Genomic DNA, 21,715 nt, shown 5'->3' on the forward strand with positions numbered 1-21,715 from the left:
TGGAAGAGTTAGAATGGGATCCAACTTTGCGCGGACGTTAATTGCCACATGCCTGTCCTGACTGAAAGTCTCCCAGTTTTGCAGCGAGGAGCTGCACTGGAACAGGAAGAGCTGTTTCCCATCCGTGAAGTGGCGCGCCTGACGGGTATCAACCCCGTTACGTTGCGGGCATGGGAGCGGCGATATGGCCTGATCCAGCCCACACGCACCGAAAGCGGGCATCGGCTGTACTCGATGGCGGATATTGAAAAGGTCCGCAGCATTCTCGGCTGGATCGACCGCGGCGTTGCAGTGAGCAAGGTCGGCAAGATACTGGCCAAGACCGAGCCGCTCAAAGCCCTGGCGAAAATCATTCCCGACGAACTCGTTCAGGCCGACTACGCCCAGTGGCAGCAGGAGGTTCAGGTGGCGGTGACGGCGTTTGACGAGGTTAAGCTGGAGCAAGTGTATGGACAGATTTTTTCCAGTTACCCTCTGACAGTGGTGTTCCAGGACATCCTGATGCCGATCTGGAAGCTGATGCTGCAGCGCCATGACGCGTTCGGTCAGACCAGCGAATGGCTTTTTCTGGATGGTTTCCTGCGTTCCCGCGTGTTGCAGCGCATGTTGCTGGTGCGCGTCATGCAACCGCGACGCGTGATTGTCTGCGCCTTGGCCGATCAGGCTCATGAACTCGAAGTGCTGGTCACGGCGCTGTACCTGAGCAGTGTCGACTCGGCCATTCAATTGCTGGCGATCGGTCAGCCCTTCGACGAGTTGACCCTGGTTTGCGAGCGGATCAAGCCCACGGCACTGGTGCTGGTGTCCAATCACGCGCCGGCCCCCGAGTTGCCTCGACGTCTTAATCGACTGGCCTTGAGCCTGGATTGTCAGTTGCTGCTGGCCGGCGATGCGTCGGACCTGGCACAGGACAGCCTGGCCGGATCGTCGATCGGGTGTCTGGGGAATGAGGGGATGGTGATGCGTCAGCGTCTGAAACAGTTCCTGGCAGGAAACCTGGATACCTGAGATCAGATGTGCAGGGCGGGATGTGTCAGACGATGTTGCTGAAGGATGTACTGACGCAGTCGCTCGGTCTCGTCCTTGTCGCTCTGGCTTAGTTCGTAGGCGTAGAAACCTTGTTCGGTTTCGCGCTCAAAAGTGCCGCGCAATGCAATTCGCTCATAGCCTGACGGGCTGAACCACAACGCGAAGTGTTTGGGCGGTTTGGTCTTGTTGCGAACTTCCAGCAAAACCCCTTTGAACGATATTTCATGCACCCACATTGTGCCGGGTTGGCCTTTGGCATTTTCCAGTGCCACCGGCTCTTCAAGCGTCAGGCGCCATGGTCGTACCATCGGCCCGTCTTCATAAATACTCGGCACACCCAAGCGCAAATGCAGCGCATGAAATTCGTCTTCCACCAGGTGCAGAGGAAAGGTCATTTGCTGGTTTTCGAAGTTGGCCTGGATGGTGACTTGCTCATGGGCCGCCAGGCGCGTGAGCAAATCACGGATTTGCGATCCACCGTTGACGAGCAGACTCGACGTCGCATCCCGCACATTGAGTTGCGGGTTGTGTTGCATGGTCTGGATGAAATCCAGCTCATCCTGTGTCAGGAGTGCGTCGCGTTGCATGGCTAACTCGAAAGAAAAAGTTACAAAGTCATCGGTGATTGTAGTTAATGACAATTAATTCGCCGTTTTGTTTTCGCCGTTCGTCGCTTTCAGTGCGGCAAGCTCGGCTTGCATCTCAGCCAATTGTGCTTCCAGTTGCGCAACCCGCTGCTGTGCCTTGACCTGCACCGTAACGTCTTTCTGCACGCCGACAAAATAAGTTTGCCCATCGCTTGGGTTCTTCACTGTAGAAAGGGACAGTTCATTCCAGAACGGGGTGCCATCCTTGCGGTAGTTTCTCAGGATTTCCCGGCAGGAGCCGCCACGGGTCAACGATTCGCGAATCGCGGTGAGGGCTTCTTTTTGATCCCGGTCGCCGGCCTGCAGGAAACGGCAGTCCTGATAGAGGATTTCTTCGCTGGTGTAACCCGTCAGGCGCTCAAACGCAGGGTTTACGTAAATCAGGATGTTGTCTTGTTCGCCTTCCTTTTCGGCAATCACGATGCCGTCGTTGGAAGCGTTGATTACCATTTGAAGCAATTGAGCGTTGATCATCGGAGAATCCTTTCCGAGTGGGTTGAGGGCAGCATTCTAAAAGATCAAATAAGGCTGTGCTGTTAATATCTGTGTCTTTTACTCAGCTTCAGGATCAGTTTGATGAAAGTTGCCATCATTTCCGGCTCGGTGTACGGCACGGCAGAAGAAGTTGCCCGCCACGCCGCCACTCTTTTAAAAGAAGCGGGTTTCGAAACCTGGCACAACCCGCGGGCAACGCTCGCCGATGTCCAGGCCTTCGGCCCGGAAGCCTTTCTGGCGGTAACGTCGACCACTGGCATGGGTGAGTTGCCGGACAACGTGCAACCGCTGTATTCGATGATCCGTGACCAATTGCCTGCGGCCTGGCGCGGTTTGCCAGGGGCGGTGATCGGCCTGGGCGATGCAAGTTATGGCGATACGTTCTGCGGGGGCGGCGAGCAGATGCGTGAGTTGTTCGGCGAACTGGGCCTGCGTGAAGTGCTGCCGATGCTGCGCCTGGACGCCAGCGAAAGCGTGACCCCGGAAACCGACGCCGAGCCCTGGCTGGCAGAGTTGATCAGCGCGCTGCGGGGCTGACCGGCCGCTCGCGCAGCAGGGCGAGCCAGGCTTGTGCGGCTTTAGACAGGTACGCACCCTGACGCCAGATAAAGGCAATGTCCCAGCGCAAATAACTCGGGGCATTCAAGGTCAGGCGCACCACGCCTGGTCGCACCAGCCCACGCGCCACCACGCTGGGCAACAGCACCACGCCTTGGCCGGCGGCCACCAGTGCCGCAAGAAAATCCGCCTGGCCACTGCGCCCACCTTCCTTGGGTGTGAACCCCAACTGATGACAAGCCTGCAGCAACCGGTCGTTGAGCACGAAGCTGCGCTGATACAGCAGGAACGGCGTATCGGCCAATTCCTCCAATCCGATCACCGACTTCGTCGCCAGGGGATGATCGGCGGGCAGCAGCGCATCCAGCGGCTCGTCACAGAAAGGCTGAAAGGCGAACTGCGGATCCTTCGGCAACAGACTGCCACCGAGTTCAAGCTCACCGCTCAACACCGCCTGTTCGATGTTCAGGCTACCGCCCTCCAGCAACTGAATGCTGATGTTCGGGTAGCGCCGCCGGTACTCGGCAAACAGCCCGGCGAACAGCGCATCACTGCCCAGTAGCGGCAGTCCCAGACGCAATTCCCCTCGAGCCAGTTGGCTCAAATCGTCCAACTCGATGAGCAACTCGTTGCGCAGCCGCAGCATGCCTTCGGCCCGTTGCAGCACCACGCTGCCGGCGGCGGTCAGGCGAAGCTGGGAACCCAGACGTTCGAGCAGCGGTGTGCCCAGGCTCTGTTCCAGCTGGGCGACTTGCTTGCTGACCGCCGATTGGCTGATGTGCAGGGTCTTGGCGGCTTGAGTGAAACCACCTTGGTGCATCACTTCGACGAAGCTGCGTAGTTGCTTGAATTCCATGCGCCTGATTCCAGATTGGAATAGAGCCGAGTCTAACAATTCGTTTCGGGGATAGCAGCCCGCTCCGTAAAATGAGCACCTGTGAGGACTGAAACCATGAATGCATCAACCTTCAAACGCCTGGCTCGATTGACCGCTGAACTGGCCGTGCTGCTCGGCATCTACCTGCTCGGCTGCGAAATTGCCGCAGGGTTTTCCTGGCCGATCCCGGGTGGTGTCATCGGCATGGCGCTGTTGCTGTTGGCCTTCGCGGTTGGCGGGATCAAACCGGCGGCGTTGCAAATGGGAGCCGGCCTGTTGATGGCCGAGATGCTGCTGTTTTTTATTCCTGCACTGATGAGCCTGCTCGATTACGGCGGGTTGATGCGCCAAGACGGTTGGCGGATTCTGCTGGTGATTGGCGTCAGTACGCTGATGGTGATGCTGGTCACCGCGTTTACCGTTGAAGGGGTGGTGCGGTTGAGGAGGTCCCATGAAGCTTGAGCTGATGCCGATGTTCTGGCTGGCCTTCACCCTCTCGGCCTATTTATTCAGTCGCTGGATCTACCGTCGCACTGGGCGTTATCTGCTGTCGCCGCTGATTTTGGTTCCGGCCCTGCTGCTGGCCCTCGCGGTGCCGCTGCACACCGCGTATGCCGAGTATTCAAGCAACACCCATTGGCTGATGCTGGTGCTGGGGCCGGTGACCGTCGCGTTCGCGGTGCCGATCTGGCAACAGCGGCAGATGCTGATGCGGCATTGGTCGGCGTTGTTGCTCGGAATGCTGGCGGGCAGTGCGGCGTCCATCGGCACCTCGTTCGGGCTGGCCAAGGCGCTGGCGCTGGACAGTTCGGTGACGATGTCGCTGGTGCCACGTTCCATCACCACGCCGTTTGCCATGCCGCTGGCTCACGACCTCGGTGGCGTGCCGGAACTGACGGCGGTGTTCGTGATGTTCACTGGGGTGTTCGGGGCGATGCTTGGCGGCATTCTGCTGAAGTGGCTGCCCTTGCGCAGTGCCCTTGCGCGTGGCGCGTTGTTTGGCGTTGGCGCGCACGGAGCCGGCGTCAGTCGAGCCCATGAAGTGGGCGGTGAGGAAGGCTCGGTTGCGGGGCTTGTCATGGTTCTGACAGGGCTTTTGAACCTGTTTGCCGCGCCCTTGTTGGCGGCGGTCCTTTGACATGGATCCAGGCTTTCTTCTGAACTGACTCGTTAGGCCATCAAGCTGGCTGCCAATGCAACTACACGAAATCCGGGGGCTGACTAGACTGCTGTAACGACAGTAAAACAATAAGAACAGGAGGTCCTTGCCGTGAAAGTTGCTCCCGTCCAATCCCCCCAGAGTGTCAAAGACCAGGTCAGTGCCGCCGAGTGGCAGACCCGCGTCGACTTGGCTGCCTGTTATCGTCTGGTTGCCTCGCATGGTTGGGACGATCTGATCTTTACGCACATCTCGGCCAAGGTGCCGGGCACCGAAGATTTCCTGATCAACCCGTTCGGGCTGATGTTTCACGAGATCACCGCGTCGAGCCTGGTCAAGGTTGATCAGGCCGGCAACAAGCTGATGGACAGCCCTTACGAAATCAACCCAGCGGGTTACACCATTCACAGCGCCGTGCATGAAGTGCGTCATGACGTGGTCTGCGTGCTGCACACCCACACTGCTGCGGGTGTCGCGGTGTCGGCGCAAAAACAGGGCATTCTGCCGATCAGTCAGCAGTCATTGTTTGTGCTGTCCAGCCTGGCGTATCACGCCTACGAAGGCGTTGCCTTGAACCATGAAGAGAAGGCGCGCCTGCAAGCCGACCTGGGTGAAAACAATTTCCTGATGCTGCACAACCACGGCCTGCTGACCTGTGGCAGCACCATAGCCGACACATTCCTGATGATGTTCACCTTCCAGCGCGCCTGCGATATCCAGGTGCTGGCGCAGAACGGTGGCGCCGAGCTGATTGCTATCGAGCCGCAGATTCTGGCGGGCGCCAAGGCGATGATCGCCGGCGTGACCAAAAGTGCTCAAGGGATGGGCGGCGCGTTGGCCTGGCCGGCGTTGCTGCGCAAACTCGATCAACAAGACCCGGGTTATAAACTCTAATGGCACTTGCCGAGATCCCCTTGTGTGTCTGGCGCAAACGCGGCCAGACGTTCGTATTCCGTGGCCAGACCATCCGTTACTGGACGGCGGGGCAGGGTGAGCCGCTGCTGCTCATCCACGGTTTCCCGACCGCCAGTTGGGACTGGCATTACTTGTGGCAACCGCTGGCGCAACGCTATCGGGTAATTGCCTGCGACATGCTCGGCTTCGGCGACTCGGCCAAACCGGTCAACCACGAATACAGCCTGTTGGAGCAGGCCGATCTGCAACAGGCGTTGCTCGCGCACCTGAATGTCGAGCAGCCGGTGCATGTGTTGGCCCACGATTACGGCGACAGCGTGGCTCAGGAATTGTTGGCCCGGCATTACGAAACCCGCATCGATATCGCCAGTTGCGTATTCCTCAACGGTGGCCTGTTTCCTGAAACCCATCGCCCGGTGTTGATGCAAAAACTGCTGCTCAGCCCCTTGGGCTGGATGATCGGGCGAGCCTTTAGCCGCGACGGACTGGTGAAAAGTTTCCGGCAGATATTTGGTCCGCAAACCCGGCCCACCGAAAGCGAGATGGATGATTTCTGGGGCCTGATCGGCAGCAATAACGGCCCGCGAATCATGCATAAGCTCATCGCTTATATTCCTGAGCGGCGCGTCCAGCGCGAGCGTTGGGTCAACGCCATGCAGCGTGGTGAAGTCCCGTTGCGGGTCATCGATGGTGAAGTCGATCCAATTTCCGGCGCGCACATGGTCAAGCGTTATCGGGAACTGGTCCCCAACCCGGACACGGTGCTGTTGCCCGATATTGGCCATTACCCACAGACCGAAGCGCCGGCGCAGGTGCTCAAGCATTACCTGGAGTTTCGGGAACGGCTGGTTTCTCCGCCGCGCAGGGCCGCCTGTTCCTGACTATCCCCCAGCCTTATCGGGCACCATTCAGCTCTACCTTTGTTTATTGTGACCAGCAGCCTGGTGCCTGACACTCGGACTTATTGTCCCTGGTCTGCTGGAGTTCCCCCATGAATGAGTCTGTGCGCTTCGAAGATAAAGTTGTGATCGTCACGGGTGCCGGCGGCGGCCTGGGCCGGGCTCACGCGCTGCTGTTCGCCAAACAGGGCGCAAAAGTGCTGGTCAATGATCTCGGCGGCTCGGCTCAAGGGGAAGGCGCTAACGCGTCGGCAGCAGACCGCGTAGTGGCGGAGATCCGTGAGGCGGGCGGCATCGCCGAAGCCAACCACGACTCCGTTACCGATGGCGACAAAATCGTTCAGCATGCTCTCGACGCCTTCGGCCGCATCGATGTCGTGGTCAATAACGCCGGGATCCTGCGCGACAAGACCTTCCACAAAATGGACGACGCCGACTGGGACCTGGTTTATCGCGTCCACGTTGAAGGCGCCTACAAAGTCACCCGCGCCGCCTGGCCGCACATGCGCGAGCAAAACTACGGCCGCGTGATCTTCACCGCATCGACCTCGGGCATCTACGGCAACTTCGGCCAGTCCAACTACGGCATGGCCAAACTCGGCCTCTACGGCCTGACCCGCACACTCGCCATTGAAGGTCGCAAGAACAACATCCTGGTCAACGCCATCGCGCCCACCGGCGGCACTCGCATGACCGAAGGCCTGATTCCGCCGCAAGTGTTCGAGCAACTCAAGCCGGAACTGGTGAGCCCGTTGGTGGTGTACCTGGCCAGCGAGAATTGCCAGGAAACTTCCGGGTTGTTTGAAGTCGGCGGCGGCTGGATGGGCAAGGTGCGCTGGGAACGCAGCCTGGGCGCCGGGTTTGATCCGCGAGTGGGCTTCTCGCCGGAAGACGTGGCGGCGCATTGGCAGCAGATTTGTGATTTCGAAGGGGCGGCGCATCCGAAGGACAATATTGAGGCGCTGAAAGAAATGATGGGGAATTTGCAGAAGTATTCGATTTAAAAGTGTAAGGGGAGCAAGCATGAATGCTTGCTCCCTTATGTTTATTCTTCGGGTTTGAAGCCTGGTTTGCTGTTTATGTTTCGCCAAGCTTTAACTTTCGCAACGATAGCTTCAGGTGTTGAGTCTTCGTCTGAATCTGCGTAGTAAATCAAGTCGGATCCGTCGGGGTGCTCTGTTAGTTCTTCAAACAAAAGTACTGCATCAATCTGTTCCTTCTCTGTCGGGTATTCTGATTGGCAGATTCTGGAAACGAACTCAAGGAAATCTGTTTCGCTGTAGTCGGAGAGGTCAAAGAGGCTCATGTCATTTATCTCCATTGTGTATTTCTGAGTGTCGTTTCGGGGTGACGATTCGGATATTGTCCATGTCATATATCTCGCCATCTTTTGAAATTTGGTTCACATGGTGTAGCTCAAGTTTTACTTGGCCACCTAATCTGTCCGCTTTACGAGAAAAAGGGGCTCGGCCGTTACTCATTTCTTGAACATTGTTGGCATTGAATTGTGTCGCCAGCTCCAAATCGTCTGAAACCGCTCTCCAGAGCGCTTCCCTGAACGCTCTGAAATTCGAAAACTCCCGCCCCCGAAGTTGATCCGCAATCTGCTTGGGAATCGGCGCGCCTCCCGACAGCGATCTCGTCCCCAGCCAGATTCCTGAAACGAACTCTCCATTCCCGCTGGCAATTCCAGGGTCCTGCCGTCGATCCCTGAACAGCGTGAAAATCGGAGGAATGCCGGAGTCGATTGGAAAGACGGTAATAAAACCACCAAACCCGTAGCGATCCAGCTCTGGAAATGGATCGACTCGTCCGGTGTTGGGAGTGACAGTAGCGCCTTCATAAATCGGCAGATCTGTCTCGGTCAGCGGAAAATCAGTCGACGGGTTTATGGGTTCCACCAACGGTGTCCAGGTGATAACTGGACCGTTGGCGACAGTGCTGCCCGATACGTAAACATTCTTGCCAGCATCAAAGTGGGCCAGATTCACCGGCACACTGGCGGGAACTGTCACGCCGTCTGTGGTGACAACGACGATCTCAACCCTATGACCTATTGACTTCGAACCGAGGGTAACCGGCAGGTCGATTGTTCCCCCGGCGACTGCTTGTTCGTACAGATGGGCAGTTGGAACTGGCGAAAGTTCTGACAGCGGAACACTGACAGAAAACAGATCACCGTTACCTAGCCGTGATGGAGCGAAAAGGGCGGCGAATCCTACGAGAACTGGAGCGGCTGCTATCGCAAGAGTTGCGGTGACAGCGGATACGGCTGTGCGAAGCGCGGTCTTTAACGCCAGAGAGGTCGCAGGGCTATTGCCGATGGTCCCGGTCGTGCCGGTAAATGCTGGACCGAATGCTGCGGTCGAACCGACATTGGCAAACGTAGGGCTTTGCCACCTAGCCTCCGTTTCCTCTGACCCCAAGAGGCGGGCTTGCTCAAGTTTTCGTCGAGTCTCATCCTCTGCCGCCAGACGAGCCTGTTGCCGCTCGCGCTCTTGCGCTTGCCTTTCCTTCAATTGCTGAACTATCAGATTCACCCGTTGAACGTGGCGTTGAGCCACGGCAGTAGCTGAATCAATGACTTTGAGGCGAGTCTCCAGACGCTGTCTTTCCGTCTCTAGCTGCCTTTGTATCTGCTCGATTTGCTGTTCCATTTCAGCTTGGAGACGAGCCTGTTCGGCTGCGAAATGCTGAGCAGCTGCTTTCGCATTAGACTCAGCCTCGGCCAGGGCTGTATTCAATGCTGCAATACGTGCCTGTTCTTGAGCCTGAGCTTTCGCTTCAAGACGAGCCTGTTCCGCAGCGACCTGCTGCGCCGCTGCTTGCGCCGCAACCCGAGCTTGCTCAGTAGCCACCCGCCGCGCTTTTTCCAATGTTGCAAGTCGCGCTTGTTCTCGAGCCCGAGCTGCTGCTTCCTCATTTACGCGCACCAACTCTGCAGCAACTCTCTGGGCTTGCTCATTGGCCTGCACAGCACTCAGAAAGTTCTGCACATTGACATTTTGCTGTCTAAGTAACTCAAGGCCTTGAGCCAACAATCTTGCATCGTGAGCTGCCCGAAGGGACTGAAACAGCGCCTGCATGGCAACGCCGTTCGGCACCGGCCTATTTTCTATAGTTGTGGCTTTCTTCATGAACTCGTTGATGTGTCTGTTAAATGGATCTCCTCCATAAAAAGAATGGGCAACAGCTGTTTTGTCGTGGAGCTCAGCAGTTTTCCGAGCGGTGAGTCTGATTCGTGCGTCCAACTCGCGAATTATCGATTGCACAGGCGGAAGCGGATCAGTTGGACCCTCAAGCCGTGTGGCGGCGAGTTCAGTTTCAATACTTTGTGGCAGTTGACTGGACTTGGTTTGATATTCCTGCTCCAGCGCTTGGGAGGTGGCTTTAATGGTATTGAGATTTTGGTAATAAACAGGTATTCCGTGCCCGTGTGGACCCGTTGTGACAATGTTTGATGTTAGAGGCGCGGGTGTCATGTGGTCCGGAGCAACGCCTATCGTATGGATGGGCGTGCGAATATCAAGAGAACCTGGCCTTGGAGGCTTTTGCATATTCATATCCTTTTGAATGTGCATATGGATGACGTGTTGCCAGTCAGCCATTAAAAAATGGTTGTCGGTTATTGCGTCGTGCCATTAAAAGTTACAACAGAAGTAGGAAATCTGGGTCCGAGACTTGCGTCAGACCTTACATATAAAGCAGCGAGAAATTTCGATGAGGCAGGAATAAAGGCAGGATTGTCTTTCGCGTAAAGAGATATTTCTTATGTTGTTATAGGAAATATCTTGTAGGAATGTCGCCCATAAAAAAGGCCGCTGCAAACGCAGCGGCCAAAGTAAGACGTTGGATCAAGGAGCTACAAATCAACGTCAGTGAACACAGGGCGATCAATCGATAAAGCGTCGATTCATCTGGATTCTGTCGCCAATGGCGTGGGCTCATCACACACCATCGTTTCGCGCTTCCTGGCTGTGCACCGTGAAAGCCCGGCAAGAATAAGGTCTTGAGCCCAAAGGAAAAATAGCGATTCGCGACATGCACTGTTGCAGTCTGAGCAATAGTCCGCCGCGCCTCGTCCCTTGTAGCAGCTGCCGAGCAGCGCGAGGCTGCGCAGCAGTCGCAAACCTGCATATACAAATCTCCTGACGCACCGCGTTGGCTGATTCACGACTGCTTCGCAGCCGAACGCAGCCTCGCGCTGCTCGGCAGCTGCTACGGGGGGCGGGGCCAGCCACAGCGCTGCTCGGAGCCATCCTCCCGCCATGCGTTCTGCTGATAGTCCCCCATCCAGCCCATCCATGCCCGGCGCAAACCCTCGTCCCGTCAGGCCATTCATCCTTTAGAGGTACACCACGAATACCTCCTTGGTGCGCTTATCGCTCCCAACGTGCGGCAGTAGGGTGGGGCCTTCTGTCACTCACCGGGGAAGACGCATGACAAAAACAACAATGCGCGCCATCTTCACACCGCAAGCGCTGGCCGCTGCGGTTGCCTTGGGCTGCTGTGCCCAGGCGCAGGCTGTTGCGTTCAACATTGGCGAAATCGAGGGGACGTTCGACTCCTCGCTGTCCGTCGGCGCGAGTTGGGGCATGCGCGATGCCGATAAGTCTTTGGTGGGCACCGTCAACGGCGGGACCGGACAGTCTTCGACTGGTGATGATGGCCGGCAGAACTTCGAGAAGGGCGAAACCTTCTCCAAGATCTTCAAAGGCCTGCACGACCTGGAATTGAAGTACGGCGACACCGGCGTGTTTGTCCGTGGCAAGTACTGGTACGACTTCGAGCTCAAGGACGAAGATCGCCCGTTCAAACCGATCAGTGACAGTGGCCGCAAGGAAGGCGCCAAGTCCTCCGGTGCGCAGATTCTCGATGCCTTCGTGTATCACAACTATTCCATCGCCGATCTGCCGGGCACCGTGCGCGCGGGCAAGCAGGTGGTCAGTTGGGGGGAAAGTACCTTCATCGGCAACTCGATCAACAGCATCAACCCGATCGACGTGTCGGCGTTCCGTCGTCCGGGCGCCGAGATCAAGGAAGGGCTGATCCCGGTGAACATGCTGTTCGCCTCCCAGGGCCTGACCGATCAACTCTCGGTGGAAGGTTTCTATCAACTGGAGTGGGACCAGACCGTCGTCGACAACTGCGGCACCTTCTTCGGCAACGACGTGGTGGCGGATGGTTGCAATAACAATTACACCGTCGGCAGTCCCGCCATTGCTCCGTTGGCGCCACTGGCGGCCGCCTTCGGTCAGCCTATCCAGGTGACCCGCGAAGGCGTGGTCGTTCCCCGTGGTGGCGACCGCGATGCGCGGGATTCCGGGCAGTGGGGCACGGCGTTGCGCTGGCTCGGTGATGACACCGAGTACGGCCTGTATTTCATGAACTACCACAGCCGCACGCCGACTGTTGGCACTACCACCGCCGGCCTGTCGACACTGGCCAGCCTGCCAGGGATGGTGGGTGTGGCCAATCGTCTGGCGCCGGGCAGTGGTGCGGGACTGGCCCAAAGCGTGATGCTCGGGCGCGGTCAGTACTACCTTGAATACCCGGAAGACATTCGCCTCTACGGCGCGAGTTTCTCCACCACCTTGCCGACCGGCACCGCGTGGAGCGGCGAGATCAGCTATCGGCCGAATGCTCCGGTACAGGTCAGCACCAATGACCTGACCCTGGCTTTGCTCAACCCGATTGCCGGTGGCGCCGCATCACCGATCGCCACCACCCCCGGCGCTGACAACAAAGGCTACCGCCGCAAGGAAATCACGCAGATCCAGAGCACCCTCACGCAGTTTTTCGATCAGGTGTGGGGCGCACAACGGTTGACGTTGGTCGGCGAAGCGGCGGTGGTTCACGTCGGTGGCCTGGAGTCGCGCAGCAACTTGCGTTACGGCCGCGACTCGGTCTACGGCCAGTACGGTTTCGGCGGCGATACCGACGGTTTCGTCACCTCGACCTCTTGGGGCTACCGTGCCCGGGCGATCCTCGATTACGCCAACGTGATCGGCGGGATCAACCTCAAACCCAACCTGTCCTGGTCCCATGACGTCGCGGGTTATGGCCCCAACGGGCTGTTCAACGAAGGCGCCAAGGCCGTCAGCGTCGGCGTCGATGCCGACTACCGCAACACCTATACCGCGAGCCTGAGTTACACCGATTTCTTCGGCGGTGACTACAACACCCTGGAAGACCGCGACTTCCTGGCACTGAGCTTCGGCGTGAACTTCTGATCTGGCTGAGAAGGATGAATTTGATGCGCAAGATGATTCTGCAATGCGGCGCCCTGGCCTTGAGCCTGCTGGCGGCCAACGTGATGGCGGCGGTATCGCCGGAAGAAGCGAACAAACTCGGCACCACCCTCACGCCGCTCGGCGCCGAGAAGGCTGGGAACGCGGATGGCTCGATCCCGGCGTGGACCGGTGGCATCCCGAAAAACGCCGGCGCGGTGGACAGCAAAGGCTTCCTGGCTGACCCGTTCGCCAGCGAAAAACCGCTGTTCGTGATCACCCCCGCCAACGTCGACAAATACAAGGACAAACTCTCGGAAGGTCAGGTGGCGATGTTCAAGCGCTACCCGGAAACCTATAAGATCCCGGTCTACCCGACTCACCGCACCGTGGCCGTGCCGCCGGAAATCTACGAGTCGGCCAAGCGCAGCGCGCTGAACGTGAACAGCATCAACGACGGTAACGGCCTCGCCAACTTCACGGGTAACCGCTACTACGCGTTCCCGATTCCGAAGAACGGCGTGGAAGTGTTGTGGAACCACATCACCCGTTACCACGGCGGCAATCTGCGCCGCATCATTACCCAAGTGACGCCGCAGACCAACGGCAGCTACACGCCGATCCGCTTTGAGGAAGAGATCGCCGTTCCGCAATTGATGAAGGACCTGGACCCGGAAAAAGCTGCCAACGTGCTGACCTTTTTCAAGCAGTCGGTCACGGCGCCGGCGCGTCTGGCGGGTAACGTGCTGCTGGTGCACGAAACCCTCGATCAGGTGAAAGAACCGCGCCTGGCATGGATCTACAACGCCGGCCAACGTCGCGTGCGCCGCGCCCCGCAAGTCGCCTACGACGGGCCGGGCACCGCGGCTGACGGCCTGCGCACGTCCGACAACTTCGACATGTTTTCCGGCGCGCCGGATCGCTACGACTGGAAACTGGTCGGCAAGAAGGAAATGTACATCCCCTACAACAGCTACAAACTCGACTCGCCGAGCCTCAAGTACGACGACATCGTCAAGGCTGGCCACATCAACCAGGACCTGACCCGCTATGAACTGCACCGCGTCTGGGAAGTGATCGGCACGGTCAAGCCGAGCGAGCGACACATCTACGCCAAACGCCACATGTACATCGACGAAGACAGCTGGCAGGTGGCGCTGGTGGATCACTACGACGGTCGCGGACAACTGTGGCGAGTGGCCGAGGGGCACGCTCAGTATTACTACGATCACCAGGCCCAGGCTTACACGCTCGAAGCGCTCTACGACATCATTGCCGGTCGATACATTGCGCTGGGGATGAAAAACGAAGAGAAGCACAGCTTTGAATTCGGCTTCGAAGCCAAGGCGGCGGACTACACGCCATCGGCGTTGCGTGCGGAGGGTGTCCGGTAAGGGAGTTGATACATTCGCAGTGCAGAAGGCGACCGGTGGGTCGCCTTTTTTATGGCTGCCAATCAGCGTCCTGAATACTTCTCAACAAGCGGGTTGGAGAGGGCTAGGGTTGCCGGACAATTATAAATAGGCACGCCGCAATGACCGCCATGACCCCGTGTCTTGACCGTTCTGGATTCCTGCCCCGTCTGTCCTCTCATCACCTGTCACGTGATCGATTGACCGGGCCCTTGCTGGCGTCCACCTCCCGGGTGAAATTACTCTGCGCGCCCGCCGGTAGTGGCAAGACCGCGCTGCTTGCCGACTGCCTGTTGCAGGCGCCGCCGTCATGCCGGGTGTGCTGGTTGCCGTTATCTGGCATAGCGATGAGCACGGCGGATTTTCGTCAGCGTGTGGCAGAAGCGCTGGGGCTGGCTTCGTCAGAAGAGCCGGCGATGCTCGGCGCGCTGGCTCGATTGCAGGCGCCGACCTGGCTGTTTCTCGATGACTATTGCCGCGTTCCGAACCCGGAGCTCGATCAACTGCTGGATCGCATGCTGGCCGTCAGCAGCCCGGCGCTGACCTGGTGGCTGGGCGCCCGCCGTCGCCCGCAATGCAACTGGCCGCGGTTGCTGCTCGATGATGAATTGTACGAATGCGAGCGCGGTACGCTGGCCTTCAATCAAACTGAGATTGCCTCGCTGTTGCGCCACCTGAAACCGGCCGATGCCAGCACCGCCGCCAGCAAGATTATCCAGCGCAGTGGCGGCTGGTGCGCCGGTGTACGCATTGCGCTGCTGCAAAAATGCGACTGGTCGCGCAACGACCCGCATCACAGCCGACCTGACACTTTGCTCGATTACCTCGAACACGAACTGTTTACCAGCCTGACCCCGGAGTTGACGGAAGCCTGGCGGGTACTCGCGCATTTGCCACGCTTCAACGCACGGCTGTGCGATCACCTGTTTGGCGCAGGGGAGGGCGCGCAATGCCTGAAGACGTTGCAGGAACTGGGGTGCTTTATCGAGCCCTGGCAGGACTCCGCCGACTGGCTGCAGATCTTCCCTCCACTCACGCAATTGATGCGCGATGAACAATGGCCGGCCGGACGTTCCTGGCATCGCCGCGCCTGTCAGTGGTTCGCCGCCGAGCAGGACTGGAAAGCGGCGTTCGAACAGGCCTTGCTGGCCGAAGAGTTCGAGGTCGCGGTCAGCCTGTTGCAGCATTTCAGTTTCGAGCATTTGTTCGAGGAGCAAACGGTCGTGCTGTTGTTGCGGTTGTACGAGCAACAAGGCGACGCGCTGATGTTCGGTTCGCCGCAACTGGTCGGGTTAATCACGGCGGCGTCGTTGTTTGCCGGGCGGTTTGAGCAAGCCGCCGATTGCATCGAGCAGTTGTCACGATTCACACCTATGCCGTCGGCGCTCCTTCAGCAGCAATTGATTGCGCGCTGGCAGGCCCAGCAAGGGTGGCTCCTGCATTTGCAGGGTCGCATGGAGGGGGCACGCGCGCATTTTCTCGACGCGTTGACGGTGCTCGGTCCTGACCTCTGGCCCGTGCGCTTGATGTGCCTGTCGGGTTTGACGCAACAGGCCTTGCTCAGGAGTGAGCTCGAAGTGGCGCAGGCGATAAACCGCGATGCGTTGTGCCTGGCGCGGGCTCAAGGCTCGCTGGTTTTCGAAGGGCTGCTGGAACTCGATCATGCGCAATTGCTGGAGCAACGTGGGGCTCCTCAACGAGCCGACCATTTGCTCGCCAACGTTGAGGGCATACTCACTCAACAGCAGCGGATCGCCGAGCCTCTGCTTGGGCGGATTGCCTTGCACCGTGGACGCTTGAGTTTGTGCCAGGGCCTGGATACGCAGGCTGCCGAGTATTTCGAAGCGGGGCTGTGTATCTGTTTGCGCAACCACGACAAACGGGCGCTTTACGGTTTGCTCGGTTTGGCGCAGGTGGCGGCCAATCAGCGCGACTATGCCCAAGCTTTTGTCCATCTTCGCGATGCCGAGCGCTTGATGCAGCAACGGCAGATTCCCGACACCGTTTACCGCGGTGTGTTGTTGCAGATCAGCAGTCAATTCTGGCTTCAGCAGGGTCGCCCGGAACTGGCCCATGAGGCGCTCAGTCGCGTACTGCGCCACTATCGTGGCCCGCATGCACGGCAGGCGCCTCCCGCAACCCTGATGTTGATCGCGCGGATCGATTATCTGTTGGTGTTGGCAAAGGTCGATCTGCACCAGGCCCAGGACCCGCTGAGCCATTTCGCCCAGGCACTCGAACAATCGCAGCTCGCGGGCATGCTGGCGCTGGAGGTCGAATTGCTGTTCGCCGCAGCCGAAGTCGCGTGGCAGAACGGTGACATGGCCGGCGCCCGGGGTTGGTTGCGTAAAGGATTGAATCTTTCTGAGCACCATGGGCTTCGCCAGGCGCTCGTTGAGTTGCAATTGCGAAAGCCTGATCTTCTGCCTGTATTGGAGGTGACTTGGGATCGCTCGGAAAAAAATCCATTGGTAAGTGAAATCAATCCACTCAGTCAGCGTGAAGTGGAAGTGCTCAGGCTGATTGCTCTGGGCAATTCGAATCAACAAATAGCCGAGCAGTTGTTTATCTCCTTGCATACGGTAAAAACACATGCGCGGAGAATTCACGGAAAGTTGGGCGTGGAGCGTCGGACTCAGGCGGTTGCGAAAGCCAAGAGTGTCGGTTTATTGGATTGAAGAGTGCAAGACTGTTTGCTAGTGAGTATGAGCGCTCACGGAGCACGAATGGCCGGTTCTGCTTTGAAGTTTCTTCGGATTGGAAAAGTTTTCGGTGGGAGATGTTTCATCTTATATGTAAGAGCGGGTGTTTTAATGATTGATTAAACGTTAGGGGTGGGGCGGTCTTTGCAGTGTCAGGCCCGCAGTGGCTGAGTGCGCGGCTTTGTTGTAGAAGATGTTGGATCATGTATTTCGTTTTTTTCTTTATGTGTTTTTTCTGTGTTTAAGTTGCTTGTACAATTATTGAAAAACGTTTTGAGTTTTTAATAATGGTTCTGTCTGTTTTAGTTTGATCTCAAGTTAGTCGGCAGCAACGTGCCGTTTTTGTGATCAAACTAAATGAGGTTGGAAATGCAAGACGAACAAGCAGCAAATGCAATGCTGGACCAAGTGCGTGAAGCACGTAACAATTTGCTTGAAGCACTCAGAAAAATTCCTTCGTTCAAGACGATTCTTCATGTTGGCCTGGTAGACGAGTTGCAGAAGATAGACTCAGGCGCCTCTATAGCGCGGCGTTTTATTAATCTTCGCTCGGGTGTAAGTCCAATATCTGCAGAACCCACTGGCAATCTGCTAGATGTGTTTTTTGAGTGCTTAAAGCGCGGCAGGCCACCCCAGTACACTGCTGATAAATACGGGATGTATGAGCTGGATAAAGTCGGCACTGAAACCTTCAGGCTGAAATATCTGGATGTGGTAAGCGTCGGAAAAATGATCGCCGAACTGATGCAAAAACTGCCTGAGAAATGCAGTTCTGAATTAGGTAAGTATTGGAGCGTGTCCTATCAGGTTGATAGTAGAAATCGTCCTTTGCCGTCGCCTAAACAGGAGTTTCGCCTGCTTCAGGCGCGACTTTTCTGGCGCGAGCTGGACCTGGCGGGCAGCGAGAACCTGATGTCCAAAGCCGATGTCGCGACCATCAATGGTTTAATCGGTTCGGGACTGCCAAGTTCCTGCTATGCCGTCTCTGTTGAAAAACAAAAGGGAGGTTTTGCGACGCTGGCATCCACCTTTGTTATTTCTCTTTCCGGCGCTGTTGCAAATGAGCTGAATCCAGCAGGCAGTCAAGAGGTTGTTCTTTATTCGCCGTTCGGTGGATTCGAAAAGTTCAGCACCGTGAGTGCACTTCATAAAACGTTGCAACAACGGTTGTCCAATGCGTCGACCCGTGCCGAGCTTTTGCAGGGCCTGTCGGAGGACGAGCGAGCTCTGGTATCGAGTGCTCCAGCGATTCGTTACGCGAGAATCCTTGAAGATCTGTTTGACCATTGCAATAACGGCCTGCTGGCGAGGCAAAGTCGTGATGTCGTCTATCAAGTACGAAAATTAGTGACCGTCGGCGCGCATACCGAGGCGGCGTGGAAACCGCTGGACTCTGTTCTGTCCATGGATGCACTTGTACATTCTGAAAATGCGCGAAATGTGTTCTTGATCAAAGCGATGCTGGCGAATGCCCGGCCCGAGTGGTTTAAAAAAGCCTATGTCACCAATCAGGAGCTTTATGTCGGTCTGGAGAAGAACCTGCTGGCAAGCCAGATTCAGCTTCATGAATTGACCAAAGATGTGGCGACTCTTACAGCTTATGCCCGACAGGCAGTAGAGGCATTCATCTCGCCGGGAACCGACGAACGAATCGATCCTGACACGGTGTTTGTGAATATTCAGCACTCGGTCAGGATGGCGGATGGCAAACGCATAGAACACATTGAGCGGAAAACGCTGACCCAGGCGTTCATGTATGGGGCACATGATCGGGCAGGGCGTTACACGATTACGCTGGAGAAGAACTATGACCTCGCCAGGCTGACGCCTGAAAACATCATGCGCGCCATTGAAACGCTGGACCTGCGTCTGGCGTATGGCCCCGCGCGACAGCGGGTGTATGGCCAGCAGAACGTCAAGGAAGCGATGCGGGAAGTGCTGGGTCGAAAGACGGCTTTGACCCTGTTCGGCGCCATCTTGCAAAAATACATCACCTCGACTGCGCAGGATATTGTTCAGCGCTACAACTTTGGCGATCCCTCTATTGAAGCGTCTGGTATCGCATTAAGAGCTTTCTATAACTTCAAGCCCTTGAAGGATCTCATTGTCTACCGGAGGAAAGGAGGAGACCTGAATCTCAAAGCTTACGTGCTTTATGCACCCGGCTCCCCGACGGATAAAGACTGGTACGAATTCTCCGATCTGGACAGTCTGCAACGGTATATAGGGTTGTGGGCACTTGAAGAAGAGGGACGTACCTACCTTCGAACCCAAGTGCATGAAAGTGATCGACGTAATCTGGAGCATGAAGTCTTCGGCAAGGAATGGCCGCGTGGTGAGCCGAGGGAGAGGATTCAGGGCCGAGCATGGTGGGATCAGGTCAATCTTGTTGCCTGGGTTGAAAGCGATGAGTTAAAGGGCAGTATTCAAAGTGTCCTTGACTGGGAAGACGCCGAAGAAAGGGCTGTCACGCCCCATTGGTACCGAAATGCCTCTCTCTCTGATCGCCAGCTTTTCAATCGTTTGACCACAGACTTCAAGGCCATTTATAACGCGTCAAAAGACAAGTTTCATATTGAGGGCTTTCAAAAGTTTTCTCGTGAATTGGTCATGAGTCGGTTAAATGAACATTTGGGCCGCACGGGCGATCGCCAAATCGATCCTGATCAAGTCATGGTGAAATTCCACAAAGGCGCAATGACGCTGACACAGCTATTTATCAATTGGCATCTGTGGCGCAGCGATACCAATGTGTTCGAGAAAATCGTGCTGCCTGGATCGAGTACGCTCAGAGACAGTATCCGGGTGTCTGAGTTCTGGTGGAAAGACACGGGCAAGCCAATGACTGAGCTGAATTCCAGTACGCTCAACAAGCTTATCGACCTGATGCCCGGCGAGCATTACAGCCATTATTTGAAATCAAACTTTCTGTGGAAGTCGGATATTGATTTGCGGGCAAACCTGTACCGGGAACTCAAGAAAAATGAGATGTCCAGGGCGGCGCTGACGCAAAAGCTCAATGGCACGTTGCCGTCGGGGCATTATGAGTGGCTGATAGCGTCGATCAAGGGGCTGGACCGAGACACAAGGACACCAGATGGTGTTTCTCCTGGCAGTGAGCCTGGCGAAGGGGTTTATGAATTCTGGCTTGAAGGTGCGCGCATCGCGGGGGGATACGTTTTTGGTGAAGGGCATGTGAAGTTTGCCTATATCCCCAATTCGCCCGGCAAGGCGTTTATCTGGGTCGGTGATTTATCCAAGGCTATCGAGAACGATCGTATTTTGGGCGAGCATCTTCGGAGTCTGGCCGGGTTGCGTGGGCGGGACAGGGTCGGCGCTTACATCAGCAAGTCCCGCGACCCACGAGGTTCGTTGCCAGTACCGGGGTTGGGCGGCACCAATCCGGTTTACAACTTCAAGGCCGAATACGAAAACCTGATTAATCGCGCACTTGATGATCTGGATGTCCTGACCACCTCGCCAGTCGAAGCGTTCTGGCAGGAGACAAAGATTCTTCTCGAAGTGGCATTGGATGTGATCTCGATCTTTGTCCCGCCGGTGGGTTTCGCCGTCAGCGTGTTGAAGATCAGTCATTCGATCGTGCAAGGCATCATTGCATCCAGCCATGGCGATTCTGCAGGCGCCAATGCGCATTTTGCTGCCGCATGGCGCGGGGCAATCCTCATGTACCTGGGTAAGGTCGCCTCGGTAGGAACGGCGGCCTCTGCACTTGGCCTGCTATCCACGATCAGGGATCTGACTGACGTGCTCTCGGCCGTCACGGGCGTTCCGGTTGGAATCAGTTATGTCACTGCGGTGGCTGTGCCGCACTGGACCCCCGAGAGTACGACCCGCGTGATCGGTTGACAGTCGGGACGCACATCAAGGTGATAACCAGAGGATGAATGATCGGAGCTGATCAGTTCCGGTCTTCGGACCTCGGCGGTGTCTCATACCCCATCCGCCAACTCACGGCCCGCGTCGCCGCCAGCAATCGCTGCGCTGCCGGGCCGTTTTCGTCAGCTTGAAACAATGAGGTCGGGCCGACAATGGTCAAGACCGCCGCCACATTCCCTACGGCGTTGAATACCGGTGCCGACAAGGCGTCCACTCCCGGCATCAACAACCCATGCACATGATGCAGGCCGCGTTCGCGGATCTGTTCGCACAAGGCCGCATAGGTTTGATCGTCCGCCAGGACGTGGTCCGTGGCCTTGTGCAGTTCCTGATCTCGCAAGTCCACGGTTTCCCGTTTCGGTAGATAAGCGCCAAATACCAGTCCAGTGGACGAACTGAGCAACGGCAGCACCGAACCCAATTGCGTCACCACCGTCACCGCACGCACCGCCGGTTCGATGTGCACTACGGTCGCACCCTGATTGCCCCACACCGCCAAAAAGCAGGTTTCGTTCAGTTCATCGCGCAACTCGGCCAAGGGCAGGGCGGCGACTTTCAACACGTCCATACTGTTGAGGGCGGCGAGGCCGACGCGCAAGGCTTCACGGCCGAGGCCGTAATGGTTGGTCGCTGCGTTTTGCTCGGCAAAACCGCTGGCGATCAACGCCTGCAAATAACGATGAACCTTGCTCGCCGGCATCTGCACGTGTTCGGCCAGGCGCGACAACGAGGTCGAGGGTGACAACTCGGCCAGGGCCTTGAGGATGTCGGTACCGACCTCGGCCGAGCGGACTTTCTGTTTATCGTTGTTGCGCGGCGTTTCCATGGAGGCGATGTGATCCCGGGACGAATGGGCGTCTTTATAGCTTGACGGTCAATACCAATCAAATTACGT

At 57.1% G+C, this 21,715-nt stretch carries 17 protein-coding genes; 11 read left to right on the forward strand and 6 right to left on the reverse strand.

The window, feature by feature from the left end; genetic code table 11:
* Positions 1–48: 48 nt before the first annotated feature.
* Positions 49–1,008: a MerR family transcriptional regulator gene (locus K0F88_RS16635; protein ID WP_094469064.1), complete on the forward strand. Its 960-nt coding sequence runs from the start codon at positions 49–51 to the stop codon at positions 1,006–1,008.
* Positions 1,009–1,010: 2 nt separating this feature from the next.
* On the opposite strand, the gene K0F88_RS16640 is transcribed toward K0F88_RS16635, so the two are convergent.
* Positions 1,011–1,616: a hypothetical protein gene (locus K0F88_RS16640; RefSeq protein WP_010463228.1), complete on the reverse strand. Its 606-nt coding sequence runs from the start codon at positions 1,614–1,616 to the stop codon at positions 1,011–1,013.
* Positions 1,617–1,670: 54 nt separating this feature from the next.
* Positions 1,671–2,150 carry a PAS domain-containing protein gene (locus K0F88_RS16645; protein WP_094469062.1) on the reverse strand — a complete coding sequence of 160 codons (480 nt, stop codon included), beginning with the start codon at positions 2,148–2,150 and terminating at the stop codon, positions 1,671–1,673.
* A gap of 102 nt (positions 2,151–2,252) precedes the next feature.
* On the opposite strand from K0F88_RS16645, the gene K0F88_RS16650 reads away from it, so the two are divergent.
* The gene (locus K0F88_RS16650) at positions 2,253–2,708 is read left to right on the forward strand and encodes a flavodoxin (RefSeq protein ID WP_219095746.1); all 456 of its coding nucleotides are present in this window, start codon (positions 2,253–2,255) and stop codon (positions 2,706–2,708) included.
* Here K0F88_RS16650 and K0F88_RS16655 read toward each other — a convergent pair.
* Positions 2,689–3,585, reverse strand: a complete 897-nt coding sequence (locus K0F88_RS16655) for a LysR family transcriptional regulator (RefSeq protein WP_219095747.1) — start codon at positions 3,583–3,585, stop codon at positions 2,689–2,691. The two genes, K0F88_RS16650 and K0F88_RS16655, sit on opposite strands and share 20 nt — an antisense overlap.
* Positions 3,586–3,681: 96 nt before the next feature.
* On the opposite strand from K0F88_RS16655, the gene K0F88_RS16660 reads away from it, so the two are divergent.
* The 5 genes from K0F88_RS16660 (at position 3,682) to K0F88_RS16680 (ending at position 7,583) form a co-directional block, all read left to right on the forward strand.
* Positions 3,682–4,068: a CidA/LrgA family protein gene (locus tag K0F88_RS16660; protein WP_094469059.1), complete on the forward strand. Its 387-nt coding sequence runs from the start codon at positions 3,682–3,684 to the stop codon at positions 4,066–4,068.
* On the forward strand, positions 4,058–4,744 hold the full coding sequence (locus tag K0F88_RS16665) for an LrgB family protein (RefSeq protein ID WP_219095748.1): 687 nt from the start codon (positions 4,058–4,060) through the stop codon (positions 4,742–4,744). The genes K0F88_RS16660 and K0F88_RS16665 overlap by 11 nt, the downstream gene beginning before the upstream one ends.
* Positions 4,745–4,876: 132 nt before the next feature.
* Positions 4,877–5,659 (forward strand): class II aldolase/adducin family protein, encoded by a 783-nt coding sequence (locus K0F88_RS16670; RefSeq protein ID WP_219095749.1) that lies wholly within the window; start codon positions 4,877–4,879, stop codon positions 5,657–5,659.
* Entirely contained in the window at positions 5,659–6,561 is a 903-nt protein-coding gene (locus K0F88_RS16675) for an alpha/beta fold hydrolase (protein WP_094469056.1), read from the forward strand. The genes K0F88_RS16670 and K0F88_RS16675 overlap by 1 nt, the downstream gene beginning before the upstream one ends.
* Positions 6,562–6,671: 110 nt before the next feature.
* Positions 6,672–7,583, forward strand: a complete 912-nt coding sequence (locus tag K0F88_RS16680) for an SDR family oxidoreductase (protein WP_219095750.1) — start codon at positions 6,672–6,674, stop codon at positions 7,581–7,583.
* A gap of 41 nt (positions 7,584–7,624) precedes the next feature.
* Here the strand turns inward: K0F88_RS16680 and K0F88_RS16685 are convergent, their stop codons facing one another.
* Together K0F88_RS16685 and K0F88_RS16690 are read right to left on the reverse strand one after the other, a co-directional pair.
* Positions 7,625–7,885 carry a bacteriocin immunity protein gene (locus K0F88_RS16685; protein WP_094469054.1) on the reverse strand — a complete coding sequence of 87 codons (261 nt, stop codon included), beginning with the start codon at positions 7,883–7,885 and terminating at the stop codon, positions 7,625–7,627.
* 1 nt (position 7,886) lies between these two features.
* Complete coding sequence (locus K0F88_RS16690) at positions 7,887–10,136, reverse strand: S-type pyocin domain-containing protein (RefSeq protein WP_257605260.1); 2,250 nt, start codon at positions 10,134–10,136, stop codon at positions 7,887–7,889.
* Positions 10,137–11,018: 882 nt separating this feature from the next.
* On the opposite strand from K0F88_RS16690, the gene K0F88_RS16695 reads away from it, so the two are divergent.
* The 4 genes from K0F88_RS16695 (at position 11,019) to K0F88_RS16710 (ending at position 20,790) form a co-directional block, all read left to right on the forward strand.
* Positions 11,019–12,812, forward strand: coding sequence for a DUF1302 domain-containing protein (locus K0F88_RS16695; RefSeq protein ID WP_219095751.1), 1,794 nt, complete (start codon positions 11,019–11,021; stop codon positions 12,810–12,812).
* Between the two features lie 23 nt (positions 12,813–12,835).
* Complete coding sequence (locus tag K0F88_RS16700; RefSeq protein ID WP_219095752.1) at positions 12,836–14,203, forward strand: DUF1329 domain-containing protein; 1,368 nt, start codon at positions 12,836–12,838, stop codon at positions 14,201–14,203.
* Between the two features lie 140 nt (positions 14,204–14,343).
* Positions 14,344–16,899 (forward strand): LuxR C-terminal-related transcriptional regulator, encoded by a 2,556-nt coding sequence (locus tag K0F88_RS16705; protein WP_219095753.1) that lies wholly within the window; start codon positions 14,344–14,346, stop codon positions 16,897–16,899.
* A 393-nt stretch (positions 16,900–17,292) separates the two neighbouring features.
* A complete protein-coding gene (locus tag K0F88_RS16710; RefSeq protein WP_094469050.1) occupies positions 17,293–20,790 on the forward strand; it encodes a dermonecrotic toxin domain-containing protein in 3,498 nt (1,165 codons plus the stop codon).
* 52 nt (positions 20,791–20,842) lie between these two features.
* Here K0F88_RS16710 and K0F88_RS16715 read toward each other — a convergent pair whose 3' ends face one another.
* Complete coding sequence (locus tag K0F88_RS16715) at positions 20,843–21,646, reverse strand: IclR family transcriptional regulator (RefSeq protein WP_219095754.1); 804 nt, start codon at positions 21,644–21,646, stop codon at positions 20,843–20,845.
* Positions 21,647–21,715 lie beyond the last annotated feature (69 nt).

Origin of the sequence: Pseudomonas sp. UMAB-40, from assembly GCF_900095275.1 — a bacterium.
Lineage (GTDB): Bacteria > Pseudomonadota > Gammaproteobacteria > Pseudomonadales > Pseudomonadaceae > Aquipseudomonas > Aquipseudomonas mandelii_B.